Source organism: Streptomyces sp. NPDC058001, assembly GCF_042886315.1.
Taxonomy (GTDB): Bacteria; Actinomycetota; Actinomycetes; order Streptomycetales; family Streptomycetaceae; genus Streptomyces.
The window spans coordinates 33,077-52,405 of record NZ_JBHVQT010000027.1; the positions used below are offsets into that span (position 1 = coordinate 33,077).

Annotated in this window: 19 protein-coding genes and 3 pseudogenes; 9 read left to right on the plus strand and 13 right to left on the minus strand. The window is 68.8% G+C overall.

Features of this window, described 5'->3' with window-relative positions; all coding sequences use genetic code 11:
• Positions 1-29: 29 nt before the first annotated feature.
• Both ACFVT5_RS42280 and ACFVT5_RS42285 read right to left on the minus strand, forming a co-directional pair.
• Positions 30-2,213: a glycoside hydrolase family 6 protein gene (locus ACFVT5_RS42280; RefSeq protein ID WP_389899518.1), complete on the minus strand. Its 2,184-nt coding sequence runs from the start codon at positions 2,211-2,213 to the stop codon at positions 30-32.
• A gap of 421 nt (positions 2,214-2,634) precedes the next feature.
• Complete coding sequence (locus ACFVT5_RS42285; protein ID WP_389899520.1) at positions 2,635-3,372, minus strand: oxygenase MpaB family protein; 738 nt, start codon at positions 3,370-3,372, stop codon at positions 2,635-2,637.
• Positions 3,373-3,753: 381 nt separating this feature from the next.
• On the opposite strand from ACFVT5_RS42285, the gene ACFVT5_RS42290 reads away from it, so the two are divergent.
• The gene (locus tag ACFVT5_RS42290) at positions 3,754-5,127 is read left to right on the plus strand and encodes a sensor histidine kinase (RefSeq protein WP_389899522.1); all 1,374 of its coding nucleotides are present in this window, start codon (positions 3,754-3,756) and stop codon (positions 5,125-5,127) included.
• On the opposite strand, the gene ACFVT5_RS42295 is transcribed toward ACFVT5_RS42290, so the two are convergent.
• The 3 genes from ACFVT5_RS42295 to ACFVT5_RS42305 all read right to left on the minus strand — a co-directional run bounded on the left by ACFVT5_RS42295 (position 5,124) and on the right by ACFVT5_RS42305 (position 7,677).
• A complete protein-coding gene (locus ACFVT5_RS42295; RefSeq protein WP_389899523.1) occupies positions 5,124-5,687 on the minus strand; it encodes a dihydrofolate reductase family protein in 564 nt (187 codons plus the stop codon). The genes ACFVT5_RS42290 and ACFVT5_RS42295 overlap by 4 nt on opposite strands.
• A 143-nt stretch (positions 5,688-5,830) precedes the next feature.
• Positions 5,831-7,015: a sensor histidine kinase gene (locus ACFVT5_RS42300; protein WP_389899524.1), complete on the minus strand. Its 1,185-nt coding sequence runs from the start codon at positions 7,013-7,015 to the stop codon at positions 5,831-5,833.
• Positions 7,012-7,677 (minus strand): response regulator transcription factor, encoded by a 666-nt coding sequence (locus ACFVT5_RS42305; RefSeq protein WP_389899526.1) that lies wholly within the window; start codon positions 7,675-7,677, stop codon positions 7,012-7,014. The genes ACFVT5_RS42300 and ACFVT5_RS42305 overlap by 4 nt, the downstream gene beginning before the upstream one ends.
• Positions 7,678-7,804: 127 nt before the next feature.
• Here ACFVT5_RS42305 and ACFVT5_RS42310 point away from each other — a divergent pair, with 127 nt between their 5' ends.
• The 5 genes from ACFVT5_RS42310 (at position 7,805) to ACFVT5_RS42330 (ending at position 12,012) form a co-directional block, all read left to right on the plus strand.
• Positions 7,805-8,368, plus strand: a complete 564-nt coding sequence (locus ACFVT5_RS42310; RefSeq protein ID WP_389899528.1) for a hypothetical protein — start codon at positions 7,805-7,807, stop codon at positions 8,366-8,368.
• Entirely contained in the window at positions 8,365-9,414 is a 1,050-nt protein-coding gene (locus tag ACFVT5_RS42315) for a peptidoglycan-binding protein (protein WP_389899529.1), read from the plus strand. The genes ACFVT5_RS42310 and ACFVT5_RS42315 overlap by 4 nt, the downstream gene beginning before the upstream one ends.
• The gene (locus ACFVT5_RS42320) at positions 9,411-10,265 is read left to right on the plus strand and encodes an ABC transporter ATP-binding protein (RefSeq protein WP_389899530.1); all 855 of its coding nucleotides are present in this window, start codon (positions 9,411-9,413) and stop codon (positions 10,263-10,265) included. Before ACFVT5_RS42315 ends, ACFVT5_RS42320 begins: the two co-directional genes overlap by 4 nt.
• Entirely contained in the window at positions 10,265-11,479 is a 1,215-nt protein-coding gene (locus tag ACFVT5_RS42325) for an ABC transporter permease (protein WP_389899532.1), read from the plus strand. The genes ACFVT5_RS42320 and ACFVT5_RS42325 overlap by 1 nt, the downstream gene beginning before the upstream one ends.
• Before the next feature lie 149 nt (positions 11,480-11,628).
• Positions 11,629-12,012, plus strand: coding sequence for a VOC family protein (locus ACFVT5_RS42330; RefSeq protein WP_389899533.1), 384 nt, complete (start codon positions 11,629-11,631; stop codon positions 12,010-12,012).
• A gap of 184 nt (positions 12,013-12,196) precedes the next feature.
• On the opposite strand, the gene ACFVT5_RS42335 is transcribed toward ACFVT5_RS42330, so the two are convergent.
• From ACFVT5_RS42335 to ACFVT5_RS42345, 3 genes and pseudogenes are all read right to left on the minus strand, one after another.
• The gene (locus ACFVT5_RS42335) at positions 12,197-12,418 is read right to left on the minus strand and encodes a hypothetical protein (RefSeq protein WP_389899535.1); all 222 of its coding nucleotides are present in this window, start codon (positions 12,416-12,418) and stop codon (positions 12,197-12,199) included.
• 623 nt (positions 12,419-13,041) lie between these two features.
• Positions 13,042-13,503: a pyridoxamine 5'-phosphate oxidase family protein gene (locus tag ACFVT5_RS42340; RefSeq protein ID WP_389899536.1), complete on the minus strand. Its 462-nt coding sequence runs from the start codon at positions 13,501-13,503 to the stop codon at positions 13,042-13,044.
• A gap of 246 nt (positions 13,504-13,749) precedes the next feature.
• Positions 13,750-14,232, minus strand: a pseudogene (locus tag ACFVT5_RS42345) (IS701 family transposase); the annotation flags it as partial.
• Between ACFVT5_RS42345 and ACFVT5_RS42350 the strand changes: the two are divergent.
• Positions 14,203-14,424: pseudogene (locus tag ACFVT5_RS42350) on the plus strand (ATP-binding protein); the annotation flags it as partial. The pseudogenes ACFVT5_RS42345 and ACFVT5_RS42350 sit on opposite strands and share 30 nt — an antisense overlap.
• Here ACFVT5_RS42350 and ACFVT5_RS42355 read toward each other — a convergent pair.
• Positions 14,408-14,794, minus strand: a complete 387-nt coding sequence (locus tag ACFVT5_RS42355) for a hypothetical protein (RefSeq protein WP_389899537.1) — start codon at positions 14,792-14,794, stop codon at positions 14,408-14,410. The pseudogene ACFVT5_RS42350 and the gene ACFVT5_RS42355 overlap by 17 nt on opposite strands.
• Before the next feature lie 617 nt (positions 14,795-15,411).
• Here ACFVT5_RS42355 and ACFVT5_RS42360 point away from each other — a divergent pair.
• Together ACFVT5_RS42360 and ACFVT5_RS42365 are read left to right on the plus strand one after the other, a co-directional pair.
• Complete coding sequence (locus ACFVT5_RS42360) at positions 15,412-15,708, plus strand: small secreted hydrophilic protein (RefSeq protein WP_389899539.1); 297 nt, start codon at positions 15,412-15,414, stop codon at positions 15,706-15,708.
• Positions 15,650-16,711: pseudogene (locus ACFVT5_RS42365) on the plus strand (histidine kinase dimerization/phospho-acceptor domain-containing protein); the annotation flags it as partial. The gene ACFVT5_RS42360 and the pseudogene ACFVT5_RS42365, both read left to right, overlap by 59 nt.
• 55 nt (positions 16,712-16,766) lie before the next feature.
• Here ACFVT5_RS42365 and ACFVT5_RS42370 read toward each other — a convergent pair.
• From ACFVT5_RS42370 to ACFVT5_RS42385, 4 genes are all read right to left on the minus strand, one after another.
• Positions 16,767-17,300: a DUF4232 domain-containing protein gene (locus tag ACFVT5_RS42370; protein WP_389899555.1), complete on the minus strand. Its 534-nt coding sequence runs from the start codon at positions 17,298-17,300 to the stop codon at positions 16,767-16,769.
• Between the two features lie 267 nt (positions 17,301-17,567).
• Positions 17,568-18,470 (minus strand): MauE/DoxX family redox-associated membrane protein, encoded by a 903-nt coding sequence (locus ACFVT5_RS42375; protein WP_389899540.1) that lies wholly within the window; start codon positions 18,468-18,470, stop codon positions 17,568-17,570.
• Between the two features lie 31 nt (positions 18,471-18,501).
• The gene (locus ACFVT5_RS42380; RefSeq protein ID WP_389899541.1) at positions 18,502-19,119 is read right to left on the minus strand and encodes a cell wall protein; all 618 of its coding nucleotides are present in this window, start codon (positions 19,117-19,119) and stop codon (positions 18,502-18,504) included.
• A 14-nt stretch (positions 19,120-19,133) separates the two neighbouring features.
• Positions 19,134-19,304 (minus strand): hypothetical protein, encoded by a 171-nt coding sequence (locus ACFVT5_RS42385; RefSeq protein WP_389899542.1) that lies wholly within the window; start codon positions 19,302-19,304, stop codon positions 19,134-19,136.
• Positions 19,305-19,329 lie beyond the last annotated feature (25 nt).

The window sequence follows — 19,329 nt, forward strand, 5'->3', positions numbered from 1 at the left end:
CATTCCCGCGCCGCCCTCCCCCAGTGGCGTCAGGGGGCGGTGCCCCAGGCCAGGACGCCGTCCACGTACACACCGATCTTCGTGGCGTCCGCGTACGTGGTGCCGGTGCCTCGGCTGTAGTCGTCGCTCTCGTCGAAGTTCGACCAGTCCGACTTGGCAAGGCGCAACTGCATCTCGCCGGTGGAGGCGCCTGCGGCGACGCTGCCGCTGCCGAAACCGACCTCCAGGTAGTGGCTCGCACCCGCCGCGCCGCCACCGGACTTCACCCCGAGCTTCACTACGGAGCAGCCGACGACGGCGTAGTCGCACCACGTCCCGAACGTGCTCGCTCCGGCCTCCGGTGTGAACCAGTACCGCACCGTCACCTTCGAGAGATCCACGGCCGAGCTGCCGGTGTTGAGCAGTTGCAGACCCATCCGGATCTGGTTGTCGGTGGCGGAGGAGTCGTTGTTCTTGTACTGGACCTTCAGCGAGCCGGTGCCCGTGCCGCCGCCCGCCGTGGTGGTCGCGGTCACCGCCGTCGAGAGGGCCGAGGTGTTTCCGGCGGCGTCCCGCGCCCGCACCCGGTAGCTGTACCCGGTGGACGCCTCAAGTCCGGTGTCGGTGAAGGATGTTGATGTGCTCGTACCGACCTGGACACCGTTCCGGAAGATGTCGTAGCCGCTCACTCCGGTGTCATCGGTGGACGCCGTCCAGGAGAGGGACACTGTGGAGCGGGACGTGCCGGTCACCGTCAGCCCGGTCGGCACGGTCGGTGCCTGGGTGTCGACGGGGCCGCTGCCGTTCAGCGGTGGGTAGGCGTTCTTGACCAGTTCCCGGAACTGCGCGGAGAACCAGTGACCGGCGAGCGGCGAGTTCGGCAGCGCGCCCGTCAGGTTGTTGCCGTTGCGCCCGTTGCCCGTGTACGTCGGGTCACACATGCGGTCGAAGCCCTTGCCCTCGTCATTGGCGATCGGCTGGCTGTTGCCGTCCGACTCGCCGGGCGGCTTCGCCCACACATAGGCGTCGATGCCGCTCGCGGGCGCGCTCACCGGACGTTCGCCGATCCCCGCGCCGCTCTGGTTGCACCAGTTGCCCGCGTGGATACGACGGTCGACCCGGGAACCCTCCACGTACGCGTCCACGCTCGTGGTCGGACCGGAGCCGGTGGGCCGCGCCGTGCCGCCCCAGCCGTTGCGGGCGGTGTCGATGAGCATGCCGATGTTCGCGTTGAAGCCGCCCCGGCTGACCAGCAGGGAACGCAGCGCCTGCGCGTAGGAGAGTTCGTCTACGTAGTAGTTCCAGTCGACCCACTTGGACTGGCGCACGGTGGTGCCGTTCACCGTGTCCGTGACCTTGAAGTAGGGCTCCTTGAGTGCCGAGTAGTTGGCGGTGTTGACGATGAAGCCGTGCACGTCGGCGACGGTCGCGCCCTCCGAGGTGGCGGCCTTCTTGAACTCGTCGACCGCCGGGGCCATGTTGGAGTCCCAGCCGAGCCAGCCGTGGTGGGCGGCGTCGATGTAGTTGTACACGTTCGGTATGGCGGCCAGGGTGTGCAGCGCGTAGCCGACGCCCTTCTCGTAGTTGCCGAGCGACTTCATCTGTACGCAGGCGTCGGTGGACCCGGCGGTGCCGCCCGCGTTGGTGACGATGTTGGGCAGCGAGTCCGGCTCGATGAGCGTGACGATCCGCAAGGACGCGTATGCGGGGTCGTCCAGGATGTCGGCGATCGGGTCGATGTACTCGTTCTTGTACCGGTCGATCTCGGTCGGGCCGAGTTCGCCGTTGGAGGCGAGGGCGGAGCAGTCACGTCCCGGCAGGTCGTAGATGACCACCTGGAACAGGTTCGCGCCCTGGACGAGCGCCGCGTCCAGATGTGCGCGCAAGCCTCTCGCGCCGCTGGTGCCCTGGATGGCGGCGATGCGGTCCATCCACACGAAGGTCGGCTTGTCGGAGATGGCGCTGCCACCCGGCTCGGCGGCGGCCTTCGCGGACCAGTCCGCGTTCACGTAGGGGGTGGCTCCGGCGTAGGGGTTGTCGAGCCGGGTCGCGGCGGACGCCTGTCCCGGCAGCGCGGCGACGGCCAGCGCGGCCACGGTGGCGAGGGCGGCCCCGAGTGCGACGGTCCTTCGACGCAGCCCGGTTCGGAGTCCGGGTGTGGGTCCGGACCTGAGTCTTCCGAGTCTGCGTCGTCCGAATCCGCGCCCGGACAGACTGCGTTGACATGGGTTCATGCGGCTCTGTGCTCCTCTTCTCGTACGTCCCGGAGGGGCGGCCCTCCGGGATGGGGTGGAGGGTGTGCGCAGTGCGGGTCGAGCGGATGGTGCGTCGGTTGTAGCGATGACACCGATGCGTGGGAGCGCTCCCACAAATTGCTCTTCAATCGTGAACCTGTCAAGACATTGGGCGGCAAGGTGCCGGAGTACGGGTGCCTGCGCGGCCGGAAATCGCCCTTGGACGACCGTGAACAGGAGCTGGCCCACCGCCGTGTGCGGGCGTCGAGGGCGAGTTCGGCCCGCTTGCCCCGGCGCCCTACTCGGCGTTGCGCCACAGGCCGACGGGTTCTCCTACATCGGCTTCGAGATCGGGGGCGCAGCACATCGGGCTCGTGCCGGGCTTGGCCGGCGCAGGCCGGCAAGGGGCACACCGGACCGTTCAGCCGCTGGCCGTGCCACGACCCCGCCTCGCCATGAGACGCAAGGCCGCACCCGTCGTCCAGCGGACAGGAGCGGGCGGGGCAGGGATACCCAGGGCCTCGCGGAGCCGGGCGTCGAAAAGGGTGGCGGAGGCGGTTCGGACGGCGGGAGCGGCCCACGGCGGGAAACGGGCCGTCAGAACCGTGCGGGTGGCCTCCAGAAGGGCTCTGCCCTCAGCGCTCGGGGCCATATGGCGGCGCTCGTAGTCGTCCATCCAGCGGGCCAGTCGGACGTACGAGCCCGGTACGGACCCGATACCCATACGGTCCGCCAGAGCGGCGTAGAAGGCGTGGGCGGAGACCTTCTCGCGCGCGGTGGTACGGCGGGCACCGTAGCGGTCGGTCCAGCGCATCGGAGTGACGCAAAAGGCACCCAGGACATACACGAACTCGTCGTTGCCCACCGGCAGCCGGGCATGGAGACGATTCAGCGCCGACACTCCCTCGCGGCCGGCGGTGCTGTCCAGACCGTGCTCCACCAGTGTGTACATGAGCGCACCGGTCGCTTTGGCACGCACCAGCGGACGGTCCATCAGCTTGCCCGTCCCCGCCAGAACGCGGGCGATGGTGGGGATCCCGAAGACCCGGTAGAAGCCCAGATTCAGCCCCAGCTTCAGGTCACGGGGACAGTCCTCCAACGCCAGGTGCCGGTACGCCAGATGGGAGAGGTCGGAGTCGGGTCGGTGAGCCACGTACATGACCGCATTATCGAACGCTGCCCCCTGACCACACCGACCAGGGCCCGGACACCCGACCCCCCACGACACACCCCCGCCACGAACACCGCCAAGCGTGAGGAGGATGTCAGCCGTGCTCCAGGACTTCGACCAAGGCTTCCGAGACGAAGATCTGTTGCCTTCACCAGGCTCTCATCTTGGCGTTGGATACTTCCGGCGTGAGCGCAGGGGGGAACACAACGGGAACCGCGGGGGCATCGTTGGAGGCGGTTGCGAGACGTCAGGGGCCACTACTCAGGAGCAGCGATCCATGGTCACAGTGTGCGAGGGCGGGGACCGTTGACGACTCAACTCCGGCGGTTGACTCTGCGGGCCAGGCTCGGACTGCTTGCCGCGGTCGCCGTGGCCGTCGCGGTCAGCGTTGCCGCTGTGACCGCCTGGTTGGTCACCCGCCAGCAACTGATGCAGCAGCTTGACTCGAACCTGCGCAGCGTGCAGGCTTCGCCGGGGTACGTGCAGCAGCTACTGCGCACGTGCGGGATCGAGCAGCCCGAACCGGACCAGACGACTGACACACCGACTCCCTACACGGTTCAGGTCGTTACCGTGGACGGCACCGTCTGCGCGGCCCCCGGCAGCACACCGATCGAGGTCGTCGACAGTGACATCGCCGTGGCCCAGGGCATGCGGGACGACACGCTGCACGACGCCAAGTCCGAGGATGGGCAGGCGATGCGCGTCGCGACATCGCGCCCTGACCTTCCACCGGGGTTGGGTGGGGCCTATGCCGTTTCCATCGCGCAGCCGATGAGCGGTGTGAGTGACCCCCTGAACAGCCTCGCGCTGCTCCTCCTCGGCGTTGCGGGTCTCGGAGTCATCGGCGCGGCCACCGCCGGACTCGGCATCGCGCGGGCCGGTCTCCGCCCGGTCGAGCGACTCACCAGCACTGTTGAGCACATCGCTCGGACTGAAGATCTCTCGGTGCGTATCCCGGCTGACGGGGATGACGAGATCGCTCGGCTCTCCAGGTCCTTCAACGCCATGGCCGAGGCCCTGGCCTCCTCCCGAGACCGGCAGCAACAACTGATCGCCGATGCGGGGCACGAACTGCGCACCCCGCTGACATCGCTGCGCACCAACATCGAACTCCTCATCCGGAGCGAGCAGAGTGGCCGCCAGCTGCCGCCCTCCGCCCGCAGTGATCTTCTGACGTCCATCGGGGCGCAGATCGGGGAACTGGCCAGCCTCATCAAGGACCTTCAGGAACTCTCCCGCCCCGACGGTGTCCCCGGGAGCCTTGCGTTCCAGCCTGTTGGCCTGCATGAGGTGGCCGAGCGGGCCCTGGAACGCGCCAAGCGCCGGGGCACGGAACTGCGGTTCGCCTCCGAACTGGACCCCTGGTACGTGCTGTCCGACCCCGCAGCGCTGGAGCGCGCCGTGGTGAACCTGCTCGACAACGCTGTGAAGTTCTCGCCCGCCGGGGGAACCGTGAGCCTGAGACTCGCTGGCGGCCGGCTCAGTGTCCGGGACCAGGGGCCGGGTGTCCCCCCGGACGAACTGCCTCACGTTTTTGACCGGTTCTGGCGCTCACCCGCGGCCCGCAGCCTGCCCGGAAGCGGCCTGGGCCTCGCCATCGTCGCGCAGACCGTGCACCGGTCGGGCGGGACCGTGACGTTGCGGCCCGCCGAGGACAGGGGCACGGAAGCGGTGGTCAGAATCCCCGGAGCACCCTCGCCACCACCGAGTTCACCATCACCGGGCGGACGATCCGGCTAGCGCGCCACGCGGTAGCGGAGGTGGACGACTCTCGAACCGAAGGTGCGGGTCTCGACGAGTTCGAGATCCACCCGGCGCTCGCGCTGGGGAAGGAACGGCGTGCCACCGCCCACCAGCACCGAGTAGACCCTGGCCCGGTACTCGTCGATCAGACCCAGCACGGCGGCCTCGGCGGCGAGAGCCGCGCCGCCGATCGCGATGTCGCCATCGCCCGGCTCGGCTCGCAACCGCGCGATCTCCTCCGCCAGGCCGCCGGAGGCCAGGCGGGCATTGCCCTGCACCGCCGACAGCGTGGTGGAGAACACCACCTTGGGGAGTCGCTTCCAGATCGCGGCCCACTCAAGCTGGGAGTCGTCGAGCGATGGATCCTGGTCGGCGGTCTCCCAGTACAACATCGTCTCGTACAGCCGTCGTCCCAGCAGGTGGACGCCGACCTCTCGAATCTCGTCGATCCAGGAACGAAAGACCTCCTCGCCGGGCGCCGTCCAGTCGAAGTCGCCGTCCGGCCCGACGATGTAGCCGTCGAGTGAGACGCTCATCGAATAGGTCACGCTGCGCATCAGAAGTCCTCCTCGGTAACGGGTTCGACAGTAGGACCGCCGGACGCCGCAGAACTCATCGTGACTCGCGGGATCCCCTGGGCCGGAGTCACCTCACGAGATCAACTGCACCAGTCTGGCCCCGGCCCTGCCCGCCTCACGCATCAGTCCCCGGATCTCCGTGTGGGCGGGAAGGTCATCCGGACCGTCAGTCCGCCGGCCGGGTTCGCGCTCGCTCGTGTGTCCGCGTCGTGGGCCCGTGCGATCGACGCGACGATCGAGAGGCCCAGGCCCGCGCTGTCTCCCCGGCCGTGGCGGCGTTCCGCCGCGCGGCGGAACGGTTCGAAGAGGAGCGGTATGTCCGCGGACGGCACCACGGGCCCGGTGTTGTCGACTTCGACGGCGTCCGGGCCGACGCGTACGCGGACGGTGCCTCCGGGGTGGTTGTAACGGATGCCGTTGGAGATGAGGTTGTACACGGCGTGTTCGAGGAGGACGGGGTCGCCCTCGACGGAGAGCGGTTCCGCCGCCATGTCCAGGGTGACCGAGCGTCGGGCCGCCTCCTCCCGTAGACCTTCCGTACATTCGCCCGCGATCTCGTGCAGTGCGACGCGTTCACGGCGCGAGAGTTCCCGGTCGGAGACCGCGAGCAGGAGAAGGCCCTCGATGAGCCGCTCGCTCCCCTCGGCGTTCTGGACCAGCTTGCGCCGCATACGGGCGACCTTCTCCGGTGGCGGGTTGTTCGCCAGACCGATCTCGGCAGCAGCACGTTGGACGGCGACGGCGGTGCGCAGTTCGTGCGCGGCGTTGGCCGCGAACCGTTGCCGTGCCGCGACCAGATGCTCGATGCGGTCGAGCATCTGGTCGAAGGTGTCGGCGAGTTCCTTGAGTTCGCCGGGCGGCGACCGGAGCGCGAGCCGCTCGTGCAGGTTCGCCTCCGAGAGCTGCCGGGCCCTGGCGGTGATGGCGCCGACGGGATGGAGCACCCGGCCGGCCATCCACCAGGCCAGCGCGGCGAAGACGACGGCGAACGCGGCCAGGGACAGGCCGGAGACGGTGAGCAAGCGGCTCAGTGCCGCGTCCCCGGCGACATGGCTGACCGTCTCGGCGACCTGGGATTCGGCATCGGCGAGCCTGCCCACCGTCGTCAGCGGCATCATCGGGGTCGCCGGTCCGGTCGGTGCGTCCGCTCGGGACTCATCCGTGAGCGTGACCCCGGCGACCGCGCGATCGATCTGGGAGTCGAGGCTCTGCTTGAGCAGGACGTACACAAGGCCGGTCAGCAGGACGCCGGCGAGCACAAGGAGTCCGGTGAAGAGGACCGTCAGCCGGGCCCTTTCGCTGTTCATCCGCTCACTCGGACGCGATAACCGCAGCCGGGGACCGTTTCGACCAGGGCTGGGTCACCGAGCTTGGCCCGGAGCTTGGAGAGGGTGACACGGACCGCGTTCGTGCGGTAGCTGGTGTCCTCTTCCCAGACCTGCTCGATCAGGTCGTCGCCGCTGACGACCGCGCCGTCGGCACGCATCAGCGTCTCCAGGACGGCGAACTCCTTGCGGGACAGGGTGAGGAAGCGGCCCTCCCTGGTGACCTGGCGCCGGGCGGTGTCCAGGACCAGTCCGGCCCGTTCGATGACCGGGGGCAGCGCGGGCCGGGCACGGCGTCCGAGGGCGAGGACGCGCGCCAGCAGTTCGTCGTACGCGAACGGCTTGGTGAGGTAGTCGTCCGCGCCCAGGCCGAGGCCGTCCACCCGGTCCCGTACGGCGCCGGCTGCGGTGAGCATCAGGATGCGGGTGAGCAGTCGCTGCCGCACGACGCTGCGGCACACCTCGTCGCCGTGCAGCCCCGGCAGGTCGCGGTCGAGAATGAGGACGTCGTACGCCCCGAGCCGCAGCTTCTCCAACGCGGTCAGGCCGTCGTACGCCACGTCCACGGCGATGGCGTCATGTCGCAGACCTTCCGCGACCGTATCGGCAAGGAATTCCTCGTCTTCCACCAGCAGTACACGCATGGGCACCTCTATACCGGGCGGACGGTTTCGTTGTTGTAAACGGAATTGCTGAGAGAAACGAAAGGCGGGTTCACGGCACGCTCACGGCGTTCGCATTCACCGCACCACCGACGTCGAGGAGATCTCCGTGCAGAAGCAGAACTCGTCCCTGAAGGGCGCCTTCCGGAGTGCTCCACCCCAGCCGTCCGCAGGGAAGCGCCCCGGCCGGACGTATCGCCACCTCGTCGCCGCGGCGTCCTGCGTGGCCGTGCTGGCGCTGTTCGGCACGGCGTGCTCGGACGGCGGGGGCGTGAAGGACTCCGGGTCGTCGAACAGCGCGAAGACCGGGGCCGACGAGGGCCTGGAGTACCGGAAGTGTCTGCGCGACAACGGTCTGGACATGCCGGAGCCGGTCGACGGTGGGGCCGAAGAACCCGGAATCCCGGTCGGCGGTGACGGCAACAGCAAGGCGACGGTGGAGAAGGCACTCAACGCGTGCAAGGACAAGGTTCCCGCCGGTGACACCGGCAGCCAGGAGTCGCAGGCCGACAAGGACAAGCAACTGAAGTACCGCAAGTGCATGCGCGACCACGGCCAGGACATGCCGGAACCCAAGGAGGGCGAGGCGCAGGGGCTGCCGCAGCCGAAGAGCGATGCGGAGGCCCAGGAGTTCCAGAAGGCGAGCAAGGCGTGTGAAGGCGAACTGCGGTGAAGCGCAGGTACGTCATCCTGGGCGTGCTGGCCGTGGTGGGCGGCTCCACCACGTTCGCCGCCCTGACTCTTCCCGATGACAGCGGCACACCGCGGGATTCCGGACTGCCGCCGGCCACGGCCGTCGTCGAACGCGAGAACCTCAGCGAGAGTGTGGTGGCCGACGGGACCATCGGTTACGCGGGCCGGCGGACGTTCAGCGCGACTGTTGCAGGCACCGTGACCTGGACAGCGAAGGCCGGCTCAATGGTACGCCGGAACGGCGGGTTGTACGCGGTCGACGGCAAGAAGGTCCGGCTGATGTACGGCTCCGAACCGATGTACCGGATGCTCAAGGTCGGCATCGAGGGCGAGGACGTACGGCAGTTGGAGGAGAACCTCGCCGCTCTCGGCTACACGGGCTTCACCGTCGACACCACGTACTCGGACCTCACCGCCCGCGCCGTGAAGCGCTGGCAGAAGGCGAACGGCGACAAGCAGACGGGCACCCTGGACCCGAAGGACATCGCCTTCGCGTCCGGTGCCGTCCGGATCGAGAGCGCCGGCAGAACCGTCGGCGACCTGACGGCGCCCGGTGAGGCCGTACTGACCACGACCGGTTCCAGGCGCGTCATCACCGTGAAACTCGACGTCGGGGAGAGTGCGTCCGTCAAGAAGGGGGACCGCGTGACCGTCACCCTGCCGGACGGCAGTTCCGCACCCGGCGAGATCAGCGCTGTCGGCACCCAGGCCAAGCAAGGCAGCGACCCTAACGATCCATCACCCAAGATCACTGTCAAGGTCTCCCTGGACAAAGCGGACAGGACCGGTGCTCTGGACCAGGCACCTGTCACCGTGCGCTTCACCGGCGAGACACGCAAAAGCGTCCTCACCGTACCCGTCGAGGCACTGCTCGCCCTGCCGGACAAGGGCTTCGGGCTCCAGGTCGTGGAGCACGGCAAGACCCGTGAAGTACCGGTCAGGCTCGGCCTCTTCGCCCAGGGCCGGGTGGAGGTCAGGGGCGACGCGGTGCGCGCCGGCATGAACGTGGGGGTGCCGAAGATATGACGCGTGTCGTCGACCTCAAGAGGGTCACCAAGGAGTACGCGGGTGGCGTCATGGCGCTGCGCGGCGTGGACCTGAGCATCGAGAGGGGCGAACTGGTCGGCATCGTCGGGCCGTCCGGCTCCGGAAAGTCCACCCTGCTGCACATCATCGGCACCCTGGACCGACCCACCTCCGGGTCGGTCTCGATCGCCGGGTTCGACGTGGCGGCCCTGTCCGACGGCGAACTCTCCGCGCTGCGCGCACGCCACGTGGGATTCGTCTTCCAGGCGTTCCACCTGGTACCGGGTTTCAGCGCACAGGACAACGTGGCCGAAGGACTGCTCTACTCCGGCCTGCCGCGTGCCGAACGGCGCAGGCGGGCCGCCGAGGCACTGGAACGTGTCGGTCTCGCCGACCGCAGAGAACACCGGCCGCACGAGTTGTCCGGGGGGCAGAAGCAGCGGGTCGCCATCGCGCGTGCCGTCGTCGGCGAACCCGAACTGCTGCTGGCGGACGAGCCGACAGGCGCGCTGGACTCCGCGTCGGGCGACTCGGTGATGACGCTGCTGCATGACCTCAGCGCGACAGGGGCGACCATCGCGGTCATCACGCACGACCTTGAGGTCGCCGCGCGACTGCCCAGGCAAGTGCGGATGCGCGACGGGGAGGTGGTCCAGGACGTGATGAGTGATGTGAGGGATGGCGGCGTGGGGAAGGGCGCACGGAACGGCGGTGCCGGGACCGGTCTGCGGGACAGCGGGGAATCAGGCGTACCGGGCAACGCACCGCCCGACGTTGAGCATGGCGCACCGCCTGACGTGAGGCATGGCACATCGCCCGGCCTGTCCGACAGCGCCTGGACCGGCGCCTGATGGCCCGCCGCAAGCTCACACCCACCCGACTCAAACCCGCCCGGCTCAGCCCGCGCGACGTCCTCCACGTCGGCTCCGGCGGCATGCGCAGCCGCCCGCTACGCGTTGTCCTGTCCGCGCTGGGCATCGCCATCGGCGTCGCCACCATGATCGCGGTGGTCGGTATCTCCGCGTCGAGCAAAGAGCAGTTGTTGCAGCGGCTCGACCGACTGGGCACGAACATGCTGGTGGCGGAACCGGGCGAGTCGATGTTCGCCGGGGAGAGCGTCAAGCTGCCCAAGCACGCCGTCGGCATGGTCAGCCGTATCGACGGGGTGGAGCAGGCGGGCGCGACCGGAACCGTCGAAGAGTCCGTACGACGTAACGAGAAGGTTCCCGAGAACGAGACCGGCGGCATCAGCGTCCAGGCTGCTTCCGAAGGGCTGTTGAAGGTCGTACGCGGCGAGGTCGGCAGCGGCGGGTGGCTCAACAAGGCCAACGGGCGCTATCCGGCCGTCGTACTCGGCCATGTCTCCGCGGCGCGCCTCGGGATCGGCGCGGCGGGGCAGCAAGTCTGGCTGGGCGACCGCTATTTCACGGTCGTCGGCATACTCGAACCGCTGCCCCTGGCTCCCGAACTCGAACGCGCCGCTTTGGTCGGCTGGGAGGCAGCCGAGCGGTTCCTCGGCTTTGACGGCCATCCGACCGCGGTGTACGAGCGCTCGACCCGCGACTCCGTCAGGGACGTCCGTAGCCTGCTCGCTCCCAGCCTCGACCCTCAGAACCCGCAGAACATCAAGGTCACTGACCCGTCCGCCAAACTGCAGGCGAAAGCCGCGATGGAGGGGGCGTTCAGCAGCCTGCTCCTCGGGCTCGGCGGCATCGCGCTGCTCGTCGGCGGAGTCGGCGTCGCCAACACCATGATCATTTCGGTCCTTGAGAGACGGTTCGAGATCGGCCTGCGACGTTCGCTCGGCGCGGCACGGGGCCAGATCCGCATCCAGTTCATCACGGAGTCGCTGCTGCTGTCCGGCCTCGGCGGCCTGGCCGGCGTCCTGCTGGGCGCTGCGGCAACGGGGATCTTCGCACGCGTCGACGGCCTGCCGTGGGTGGTTCCGCTGTGGGCCGTCGGAGGCGGTTTCGCAACGACACTGGTCATCGGCACGGTCGCGGGGCTCTATCCTGCGGTACGCGCGGCCCGCCTCTCGCCGACGCTGGCGCTGCACGCGGCGTAGCACCGGAATCGCCGTCGGGGCGGTACTGGTCGTCGATGAACACGGGCAGTACCTGGATACGAAGGTGCTGCCAGGTGCCTGGGCTGTGTGCGCGGAGAATGAGATCAACCCAGTGGCGTTCGGTGTGAAGATCAGGAAGGCTCGCGCACATGGTTTCGGTATTGCAGAACGTGGCGATTGACTGTGCGGATGCCTATGAGCTTGCTCGGTTCTGGAGCAGGGTGACCGGCCGTCCGCTGCATCCGGAGGACGGACCGGGCGCCCGGGAGACTCAGGTGATGCTGGCGGAGGGCCCGGTGCTGTACTTCAACCAGGTGCCCGAGGGTAAGACCGTCAAGAACCGGATCCATCTGTGTTTGCGCCCTGAGACCTCGCGCGATGAGGAGGTGGACCGGCTCATGGGTCTCGGTGCCGCCTTTGTTGCCGATCACCGGAATCCCGATGGTTCAGGTTGGGCGATCCTCGCGGATCCCGAGGGTAACGAATTCTGCGTTCTGCGCAGTGAGTCCGACCGAGCCGCCATGAATCCCTGACCCTCACTCGCCGTCTTGTCCGGTTTCGTATGAGAGCTGGACACAGCCCTCGTTTGCGTGGCGCTCGCGGTAGTCGGTCCTGTCGAACGTCGACGGGCAGCGACCGCGAGCGCCGAGCGCGGTCGGCTCCCCCGAACTGTTGCTGCGTGGCCGACTCCCGGCGCGAAGTGGCTACGCGAAGTGGCTATACGGCGGGCTCCTTCAGGACCTCGATCAAGCTGGTCGCGCTGTCGTCGACATGGCCGGCCGCTGTGCCTCGCCGGAAAATCTCCGGCACCGCCGATGGCAACGAAGTGTCGGGCATGTCCGAGCTGAGATTGACGAGGACCCGGCCGGACAGTGCCTCGGTGGCCGACTCAAGGACGGCATACATGGCGTGGTGGTCCGTCAGGCTGAGGATGACCACCAGTTCGCTCGCGGCGAGCGTGCCGTGGACCGAGCACCGAGCCGGCGGAATGAGCGGAAGTGGGTGGCGTGGATGGCCTCCGGGGCTCCCGGTCGACCAGCCGACGTCTTGGCCTTGCTCGGGATGGTTCGCGATGATAGGGACAGCCGATTGCCGGCGGCCACCGGTGCGCAAGGCCAGTTGCCCGGTGCCCGGTGCGTGGTGTGCGGTTCGGCGAGGCCCAAGCCCGCTGCACCTCGCTGATCATCGCCGCCCTCACCCGGCTCCGGCTCATCCGTCGAGCCGCCGCCGACCTACATCGCCCGCCGGGAGAAACCCGCCGAGCCCGGCCGCTTCATTCCCGCACGGGTCTGCTCCGGGATCCGGCACCTCCGCCCGCATCTCGCCTGCCCGGACGGCCGGTATCGTGTCACGATGGCGAATTCTTCGCTCCGGGCCCGGGGGCTTGCGAGGTGGTAGGAGCCGGTGCCGGTTTCGATGATCGTGCCGTTGAGGGTGAGCCGGTCGATACGGCCGCACAGAGGCGAGGGTCCGTGAGGGTCTTTCTCCCACCCCCGAAGGGCTCGCTGGCACTCCAGCTGTAGATCGTGATCCGAGAGAGGTGCGTCGGCGAGGGACAGTCGTTACTCCAGCCACATCCCGTCGCGCATGATGACTCTCCCGCGTAGTTCTGGCTCGCCACGCCAAGCGCGCACAGTCCTCGGGGTTACGCGTACATACAGAAAGGAACCCTCTTCCGCGCGTGGATCCCACCCGAACTTGTCGGCGAACGCTTCCGCCGCGCCTACGGGCACCTCCTGGTCCGGGAAGCACTCCGCCTCACCCTGGAGGAGCACCACGTCGAAGGTGTCCGGTAGCGACAGGCGCACGCGCGGCTCTTCGCGGACGTTTCGCGCAGTCACGGAAGTGGCGCTGGTGCACATCCACACTGCTCGCCCGTCCCACAGGAACCACAGCGGCACCTGGTGCGGCCCGTGATCAGGGTGAGCCGTCGACACCCACACATCCCGCTCGCTAACAAGCCGCTCCAGAGCGTCGCGCATTCGCTCCGCCGTCCGGCGGCGAACGATTCCCGTGGTCTCCATGAGGACCGACCCTAGCCAGCAGGCGCGAAGCGCGCCTGAGGCGCAGGACCTACGCCCAGCGACCGATGAACCCTCAGCTTTCGGCTCGGGCGACCAACTTCGGTGCTCGGAGTGGCCGGCGAAAGTACTGAGTCACACTTGTCTCCGGTGATGGCTGGCTCGTGATCGCACCTGGTTGCAGGTCAGCGGGATCAGGTCGCCCGGCGTGGGGCGGTGTCCGTATTTGGCGGCGCGGACGAGGGCGAGGAAGGCGAGTTCACCGGTGGTGCCGTTGCGACGGACCAGGAGCTGGTGGTGGCCCAGTGCCACCTCGACGAGGTCGATGACGGCCCGGTCGTAGAACCGCTGTCCCTCGCGCCGCGTCCGGCCGACGGCTTCTGCCCGGCCCTCTTCGGCACCTTCTTCACCAGCACGTCAGCGCGGAACGTGCCTGCGCCGGTGGCCATTTGGGCTGAGCAGGCCACCGCGAGAACATAGCCGATGCTGCGGTTTGCCAGCGCGGATCGCAGTTTCGGGTTGCCGCCCGCCGTAGACCTCGTCACCCGTGACCCGGCCGACGCGGTGTCCAGTGTCCAGGAACCGTTCGGTCTCACCCGGGCCGGTTCCGGCTTGGCGCTGGACCCCGACGGTGTGGGTGCCCTCCTTCAGGTCACCGGTCTCGTCGACGACCAGCACAGCGGCCTCGTCGTGGAGGTGCTCGAAAAGGGGTCGATCATCCTGACCTCGAACAAGACCTTCAGCGAACAGGGCCAGGTATTCGGCGACGGAGTCCTCGCCACGGCCATCCTTGACCAGCTCCTGCACCACTGCGATGTGGTCTCCATCAACGGTCCCAGTTACCGGCTGAAGAACCGGTTCGCTGCCAACGAGCCCGATACGGATGTCGCCTGCCCAGGAGGAGCCGTCACCGGATCACCGTAATTTCCGGCAAAGGCTGGTCCCAGCCTCCTACTTCCACATCGAGGACCCGGCGGGCCAACCGCCGGGCCTGGTTCCAGCCCTCATCGCTGGACAGAGCGTCCTCGGTCCAGCGATCAGCATTACCCTCGCCACTCATCTCGCTGAAGACAGTGTCGATCTCGCGCAGGCCAGGCAGGACTTGGTGATCGAGGTGCCCCGCTTCCGCCAGCCTCTCCGCCATGCGGCAAGCGTGATCGAAGTCCAGGGTGATCTCGTCCGCGCTCACACCATGATTCACCAGCCAGGAAACCTGGACCGAAGCGTCAGCAGCCACCACCAACAGCGAGTCGATCAGCAGACGTCGACGGAACAACGGACCAGGATTCTCCACTCCACGATCGTCGCACGCACTGCCATCTGAGTGAGGGCAGGACGACACTCAGGTGAGCACCTATATCCGTATCTCGTTGAGCGCACCTTCTCAAGTACGCCGACAGTCAGCCCCTGCTGCGCGGCGAACGCGGCGGGCAGCAGCTGTATACGGCGCGGCCCGCCACGAGTTGGCACTGCCGCGGTGTCGGGCAGGAGCGTTGCCGAGCCCGCCCCGGCTCCCCAAATCGGGCCAGCCTTGGACGACGGTCCACCCAGGCACCCTCCCCAGGCCGACGCCCCTCACCGCACATCTCGTGACAGCTACCTGCCGGGAGCAATCCTGACGCCCACGCGAGAAGCAGTTGGGCCGCCGCCGCGTCAGTGGGCCATGGGATGCTGCCCGGCGACAGGTAACACGATCAGCAGGGGTCAGCGTGCTGCAGCCAGCCGTGGGAGGGGCGTGCTTCAGTGCTGCGGTCCAGGACAGCGGCCTCGTCGGCACCCCGTGGGATGCGACCTCGCGGGACCTCACGTACGCCAGTGGGCGAGCCCCGGGACCTCTCGCGACGGCTTCATGAAGAGTTTCTCATCCGGGGCTCATCTGGACCGGTGGGTGCGCTTCGCAGCATCGGTGGCATGGTCTTCTCCCACCGTATGGCGGCCCTGGCCGCCGTCGTCGTGATCCCGCTCGGGATCGCCGCCACCAGCTTCGCCCTCTCCGACCGGCCGGATTCCCCGAAGGTGCCCGCCAAGGTGGAGCTGGACAGCGGCTCCCCCAGCGCCAGTCCCGACTCCCCGACCCCGAGCGACGAGGTCGTCCCGCCGCCCCCGGCGACCGACGTACCACCCACCACCAGCCCCACCGGCGGAGACGATGACGACGACCGAGGCGGATCGGCCGGGGACGACGACGGCCCCGGCGGCGACGGCTGAGCGGCGGGGCCGGACGCGGATCTCCGCCCGCGTCCGCATCCTGCTGTGGCTGCTCCTGGTGATGACGATGGCGTTCGGCTCGGTCGCGACCACCGTGCGTACGATCCTGCTGCGCGACACGGACCAGCGCATAGGCGATCTGCTCGCCCAGGAGGCCATCGAGTTCACCCAGTTCGAAGAGCAGGGCATAGACCCGAAGACCAAAGGGCCGTTCACCGACCCGACCCAGCTACTGCGGGTGTTCCTTCAGCGCCAGCACGCCGACGAGGAGCTGATCGGCCTGATGGCCGGCCGGGGCGGCGACCTCGCGAAGATCATCCAGCCGCGCCGGATCCCGGCGCTGGTGCCGCTGCACGAGGACACCGACGCCCGCCGCCGGATCTTCGACTCCCCGGACACCACCGGCACCCTGGAGCGCCCCGCGGGCGAGATCCGCTGGGCCAAGGTGGCGATCGCCCCCTACGACGGCGACCCGGAAGCCGCCTTCGTCGTCGCGTTCCACCCGCGGCGCGAACAGGAGCGCGCCGACGAGGTGTTCCGCGTGCTGCTCGCCATCCCCGGCGTCGCCCTGCTGATGACCACCGGCATCGGGTGGGTCGTCGCCGGGCGGATACTGCTGCCCGTCCGGCTGGTGCGGGCCGCCGCCGCACGGCTCACCGAGCAGGACCTCACCCGGCGCATCCCCGTGCACGGACGCGACGACATAGCCGCTCTCGCCGCGACGTTCAACGCCATGCTGGACCGGCTGGAGCGGGCCTTCGCCGCCCAGCGCGAGTTCGTGGACGACGCCGGGCACGAACTGCGCACCCCGATCACGATCGTGCGCGGCCACCTCGAAGTGATGGGCGACGACCCGGCGGACCGCGAGGAAACCCTCCGCCTGGTCACCGACGAACTCGACCGGATGACCCGGATCGTGGAGGACCTGCTGCTCCTCGCCAACGCCGAACGCCCCGACTTCGTCACCCCCGAGCCGGTCCAACTCGGCGAACTCACCGCCGACGCCCCGCACCCGGACCGACGACATAGGCGTACCGCACCTTGGCCCTGGAAGGAGATCAGGCGCCGGGCCGTACCGGACCGATGAGGGTGCCGGTGGCCACCTTGAGCCTGCCATCGGCGAACGACGTGCCAGGGATCTGCCCGCGCGGAGCCCGGAGCGTGAACGATGCCTCGTCCGCGCGGATACCGCGGCGGTTGCTCGGTACCTGGATGTCGAAGTGCACCGGGTGGCCCGGACCGAAGGTCACCACGGTCCCCTGCCTGCCGTAGCGGCCGGCCGTGACCTCACTGTCCGAGCCGTGATGCGAGAACCGCACGTTGGTGGGCGAACCGGCCAGCTTGCACGGCTCGTATCCGCGCGGCGCGGTCAGGGTGACGCGGTAGTGACGGTGCCCCGCGCTGTGGGCCCCCTCGGTGATCTTTGCCGTGTGGTTGGCCGGACGGCAGGCGGAGGGGGCAACACTCCTGCCCGTGGCCGACGAAGTTACCGACGAAGTTACGGGCGAAGCCTGAGCGACTGCCGCACCAGCAGTGCCCGCCAGCACAGTGGCGGCGAGGGTGACGGCAATCTTCTGGTTGGTACGCACTATGAACGCTCCTTGCCTTGCTCAATGGCCCCGCCGGTACTCACCGTCGGCACCACGGTCACCACCATCCCTGCCCGTACACCTTTGCGGGAAATGTCCCAGAATGGGCACAGCCGAGTCGCCGACATGTGAGGGTGAGCGCGGTCCAGCCTTCCGCGTACGGAACCTGGTCAGACATGGGACGAGTCCGGGAGCGCACGCGACGCCCCCGGACCCATTCCCTGACCGCTCCCCTCCCCCGCTCCCTCCACTACCGCTCCGCAGGCTGCCTCAGCCCACCAACGGCAGCGCCTTCCGCGACGGCACCGCGCTCAGCAGCTCCGCTCCCACCGGCTCCCCGCTGTCCGCGTCAAGGAAACTGACGCGGACGACGGGGTCACCGGGGGTGTCACGGCTGGACGTGGCGTCGAGTGCGAACACCACGGAGACCGGCCGGGCCGGCTCCGCCGTCTCGTACACACCCGAGAACAGGAGAATGCGCCAGCCGTCCTCCTCCCAGTGGTCCAGCAGGGCCGAGCGGACCACGGGTGAAGCGGCTTGCCAGGCAAGGGAGTTCTCCAGCAGTTCGACGCTCGCGGCGACCGGCACCCGGTCCCCCTCCCCGGTGCCGAAGAGCGGATGCCCGAAGACACGCAGCCTCGTCCGCCTCAGCGGCAGCAGCCACCACCGGTCAAGATCGGCCGAGAGCACGGTCAGTACGACCGCGGCGGCGGCCAGGAATCCGAGCGACCCGGCGGGCCGCCCGGAGACCGTGGACCACCAACTGCCGTGCGCCACGGCCGCCGTCGCACCGCCCACCAGCACCACTGCGGCGCGTGCGAACGCGCGCCAGGTGATCGGTGCGTCCTCGTTCGCCGAGCAGCCGCACGAGGACTCCGGGGCGAGCGCCCTCCCGTAGCCGAGATAGCCGAGGAAACCGGCGCCGAGGACGGCGGCGGCCACCCCGGGCACAGGGTTCCCCGGTACGGCCAACAACCCTGCGGCGATGAGCAGTTCCGCGGCGCCGGTGCCGCGTAGCACCAGCGCCGCTCGCTCACTGCTGCTCATCATGCGGGCCAGTGCCGTCTTCGGCGCCTGGAGCACGGTGGTGCGGCTGAACAGCTTGACCGCGCCGGTCCAGCCCAAAAGACCGGCAAGGACCAGCGGGGCGAGGCCCGTTGTCAGTGAGAGCATCTGTCCGTCTTCCTCCTCGGTCCCGCCGCTGTCAGTGCCCGACCGAGATACGGACGACGTCCACGGAGTTGTCGGACGGCCGCCAGGCCCCGAGGACCTGGGCACTCTGCCCGATACGCAGCTGGGACAGGTCGGACGTGAGCGCGCGGCCCGCGTACGAGGCGTTCGTGGTGTCCGCGAGGACGTTGCCGACGACTTCGTGCTGGCCGTGGGCGAGGTGGAGCCGGTTCTTCGCGATGCCGCGGATCTGGGTGTCGAGGTTCACGATGTTCACCCACACCGCGTCGGCGGCGATGGTGCCATCGGGCATCGGCACGCCGCGGGCGTAGAGCCCGTCACCGATCTCGATCTCCGCGGCGGTGGTGGCGCGGACCTTCCACACACTGGTGGCGTTGGTCATCTGGACCCGCGCGTGGTCACCGTAGGAACCGGCGACCTCCAGGACACTGCCGGTGATGCCGGTGATCCGGCCCTCAACGAAGGAGGACTTCGCGATCGCGGGGTCGAGTGACGGCTCGGCCGCGAAGGCGGCGTCGGCGTCGATGCCGCCGAGCGCGGTCGCGCCGACGATCGTGGCGCCGCTGAGGGCGGCGGTGGTGAGGAAGCGACGGCGGCCCAGGCCGCGGTGGTCGTCCTGACGAGAGGTCATGTCCGCGTCCCTTCTCACTCGTAGATGTAGACCGGCAGCTTGCCGGAGCTGAGGTTGCCGATGGCCGAGAAGGCGGCCGGGGTCAGATCCAGGACGCGGTTGGTGCGGCAGGCGCCGTTGCAGCAGGCTGCCTCGCCGCACCATTCCTTCGTACGCGGTCCGCAGTCGGTGATCGTGATGCACACCGTCGCACCGGAACACTGGTGTCTG

Excerpts from the sequence above, each read along its gene's own strand:
- ACFVT5_RS42280 (WP_389899518.1), bottom strand. The coding sequence starts at position 2,213 with ATGAACCCATGTCAACGCAGTCTGTCCGGGCGCGGATTCGGACGACGC.
- ACFVT5_RS42285 (WP_389899520.1), bottom strand. The coding sequence starts at position 3,372 with ATGTACGTGGCTCACCGACCCGACTCCGACCTCTCCCATCTGGCGTAC.
- ACFVT5_RS42295 (WP_389899523.1), bottom strand. The coding sequence starts at position 5,687 with ATGCGCAGCGTGACCTATTCGATGAGCGTCTCACTCGACGGCTACATC.
- ACFVT5_RS42300 (WP_389899524.1), bottom strand. The coding sequence starts at position 7,015 with ATGAACAGCGAAAGGGCCCGGCTGACGGTCCTCTTCACCGGACTCCTT.
- ACFVT5_RS42305 (WP_389899526.1), bottom strand. The coding sequence starts at position 7,677 with ATGCGTGTACTGCTGGTGGAAGACGAGGAATTCCTTGCCGATACGGTC.
- ACFVT5_RS42320 (WP_389899530.1), top strand. The coding sequence starts at position 9,411 with ATGACGCGTGTCGTCGACCTCAAGAGGGTCACCAAGGAGTACGCGGGT.
- ACFVT5_RS42325 (WP_389899532.1), top strand. The coding sequence starts at position 10,265 with ATGGCCCGCCGCAAGCTCACACCCACCCGACTCAAACCCGCCCGGCTC.
- ACFVT5_RS42330 (WP_389899533.1), top strand. The coding sequence starts at position 11,629 with ATGGTTTCGGTATTGCAGAACGTGGCGATTGACTGTGCGGATGCCTAT.
- ACFVT5_RS42340 (WP_389899536.1), bottom strand. The coding sequence starts at position 13,503 with ATGGAGACCACGGGAATCGTTCGCCGCCGGACGGCGGAGCGAATGCGC.
- ACFVT5_RS42360 (WP_389899539.1), top strand. The coding sequence starts at position 15,412 with ATGGTCTTCTCCCACCGTATGGCGGCCCTGGCCGCCGTCGTCGTGATC.
- ACFVT5_RS42375 (WP_389899540.1), bottom strand. The coding sequence starts at position 18,470 with ATGCTCTCACTGACAACGGGCCTCGCCCCGCTGGTCCTTGCCGGTCTT.
- ACFVT5_RS42380 (WP_389899541.1), bottom strand. The coding sequence starts at position 19,119 with ATGACCTCTCGTCAGGACGACCACCGCGGCCTGGGCCGCCGTCGCTTC.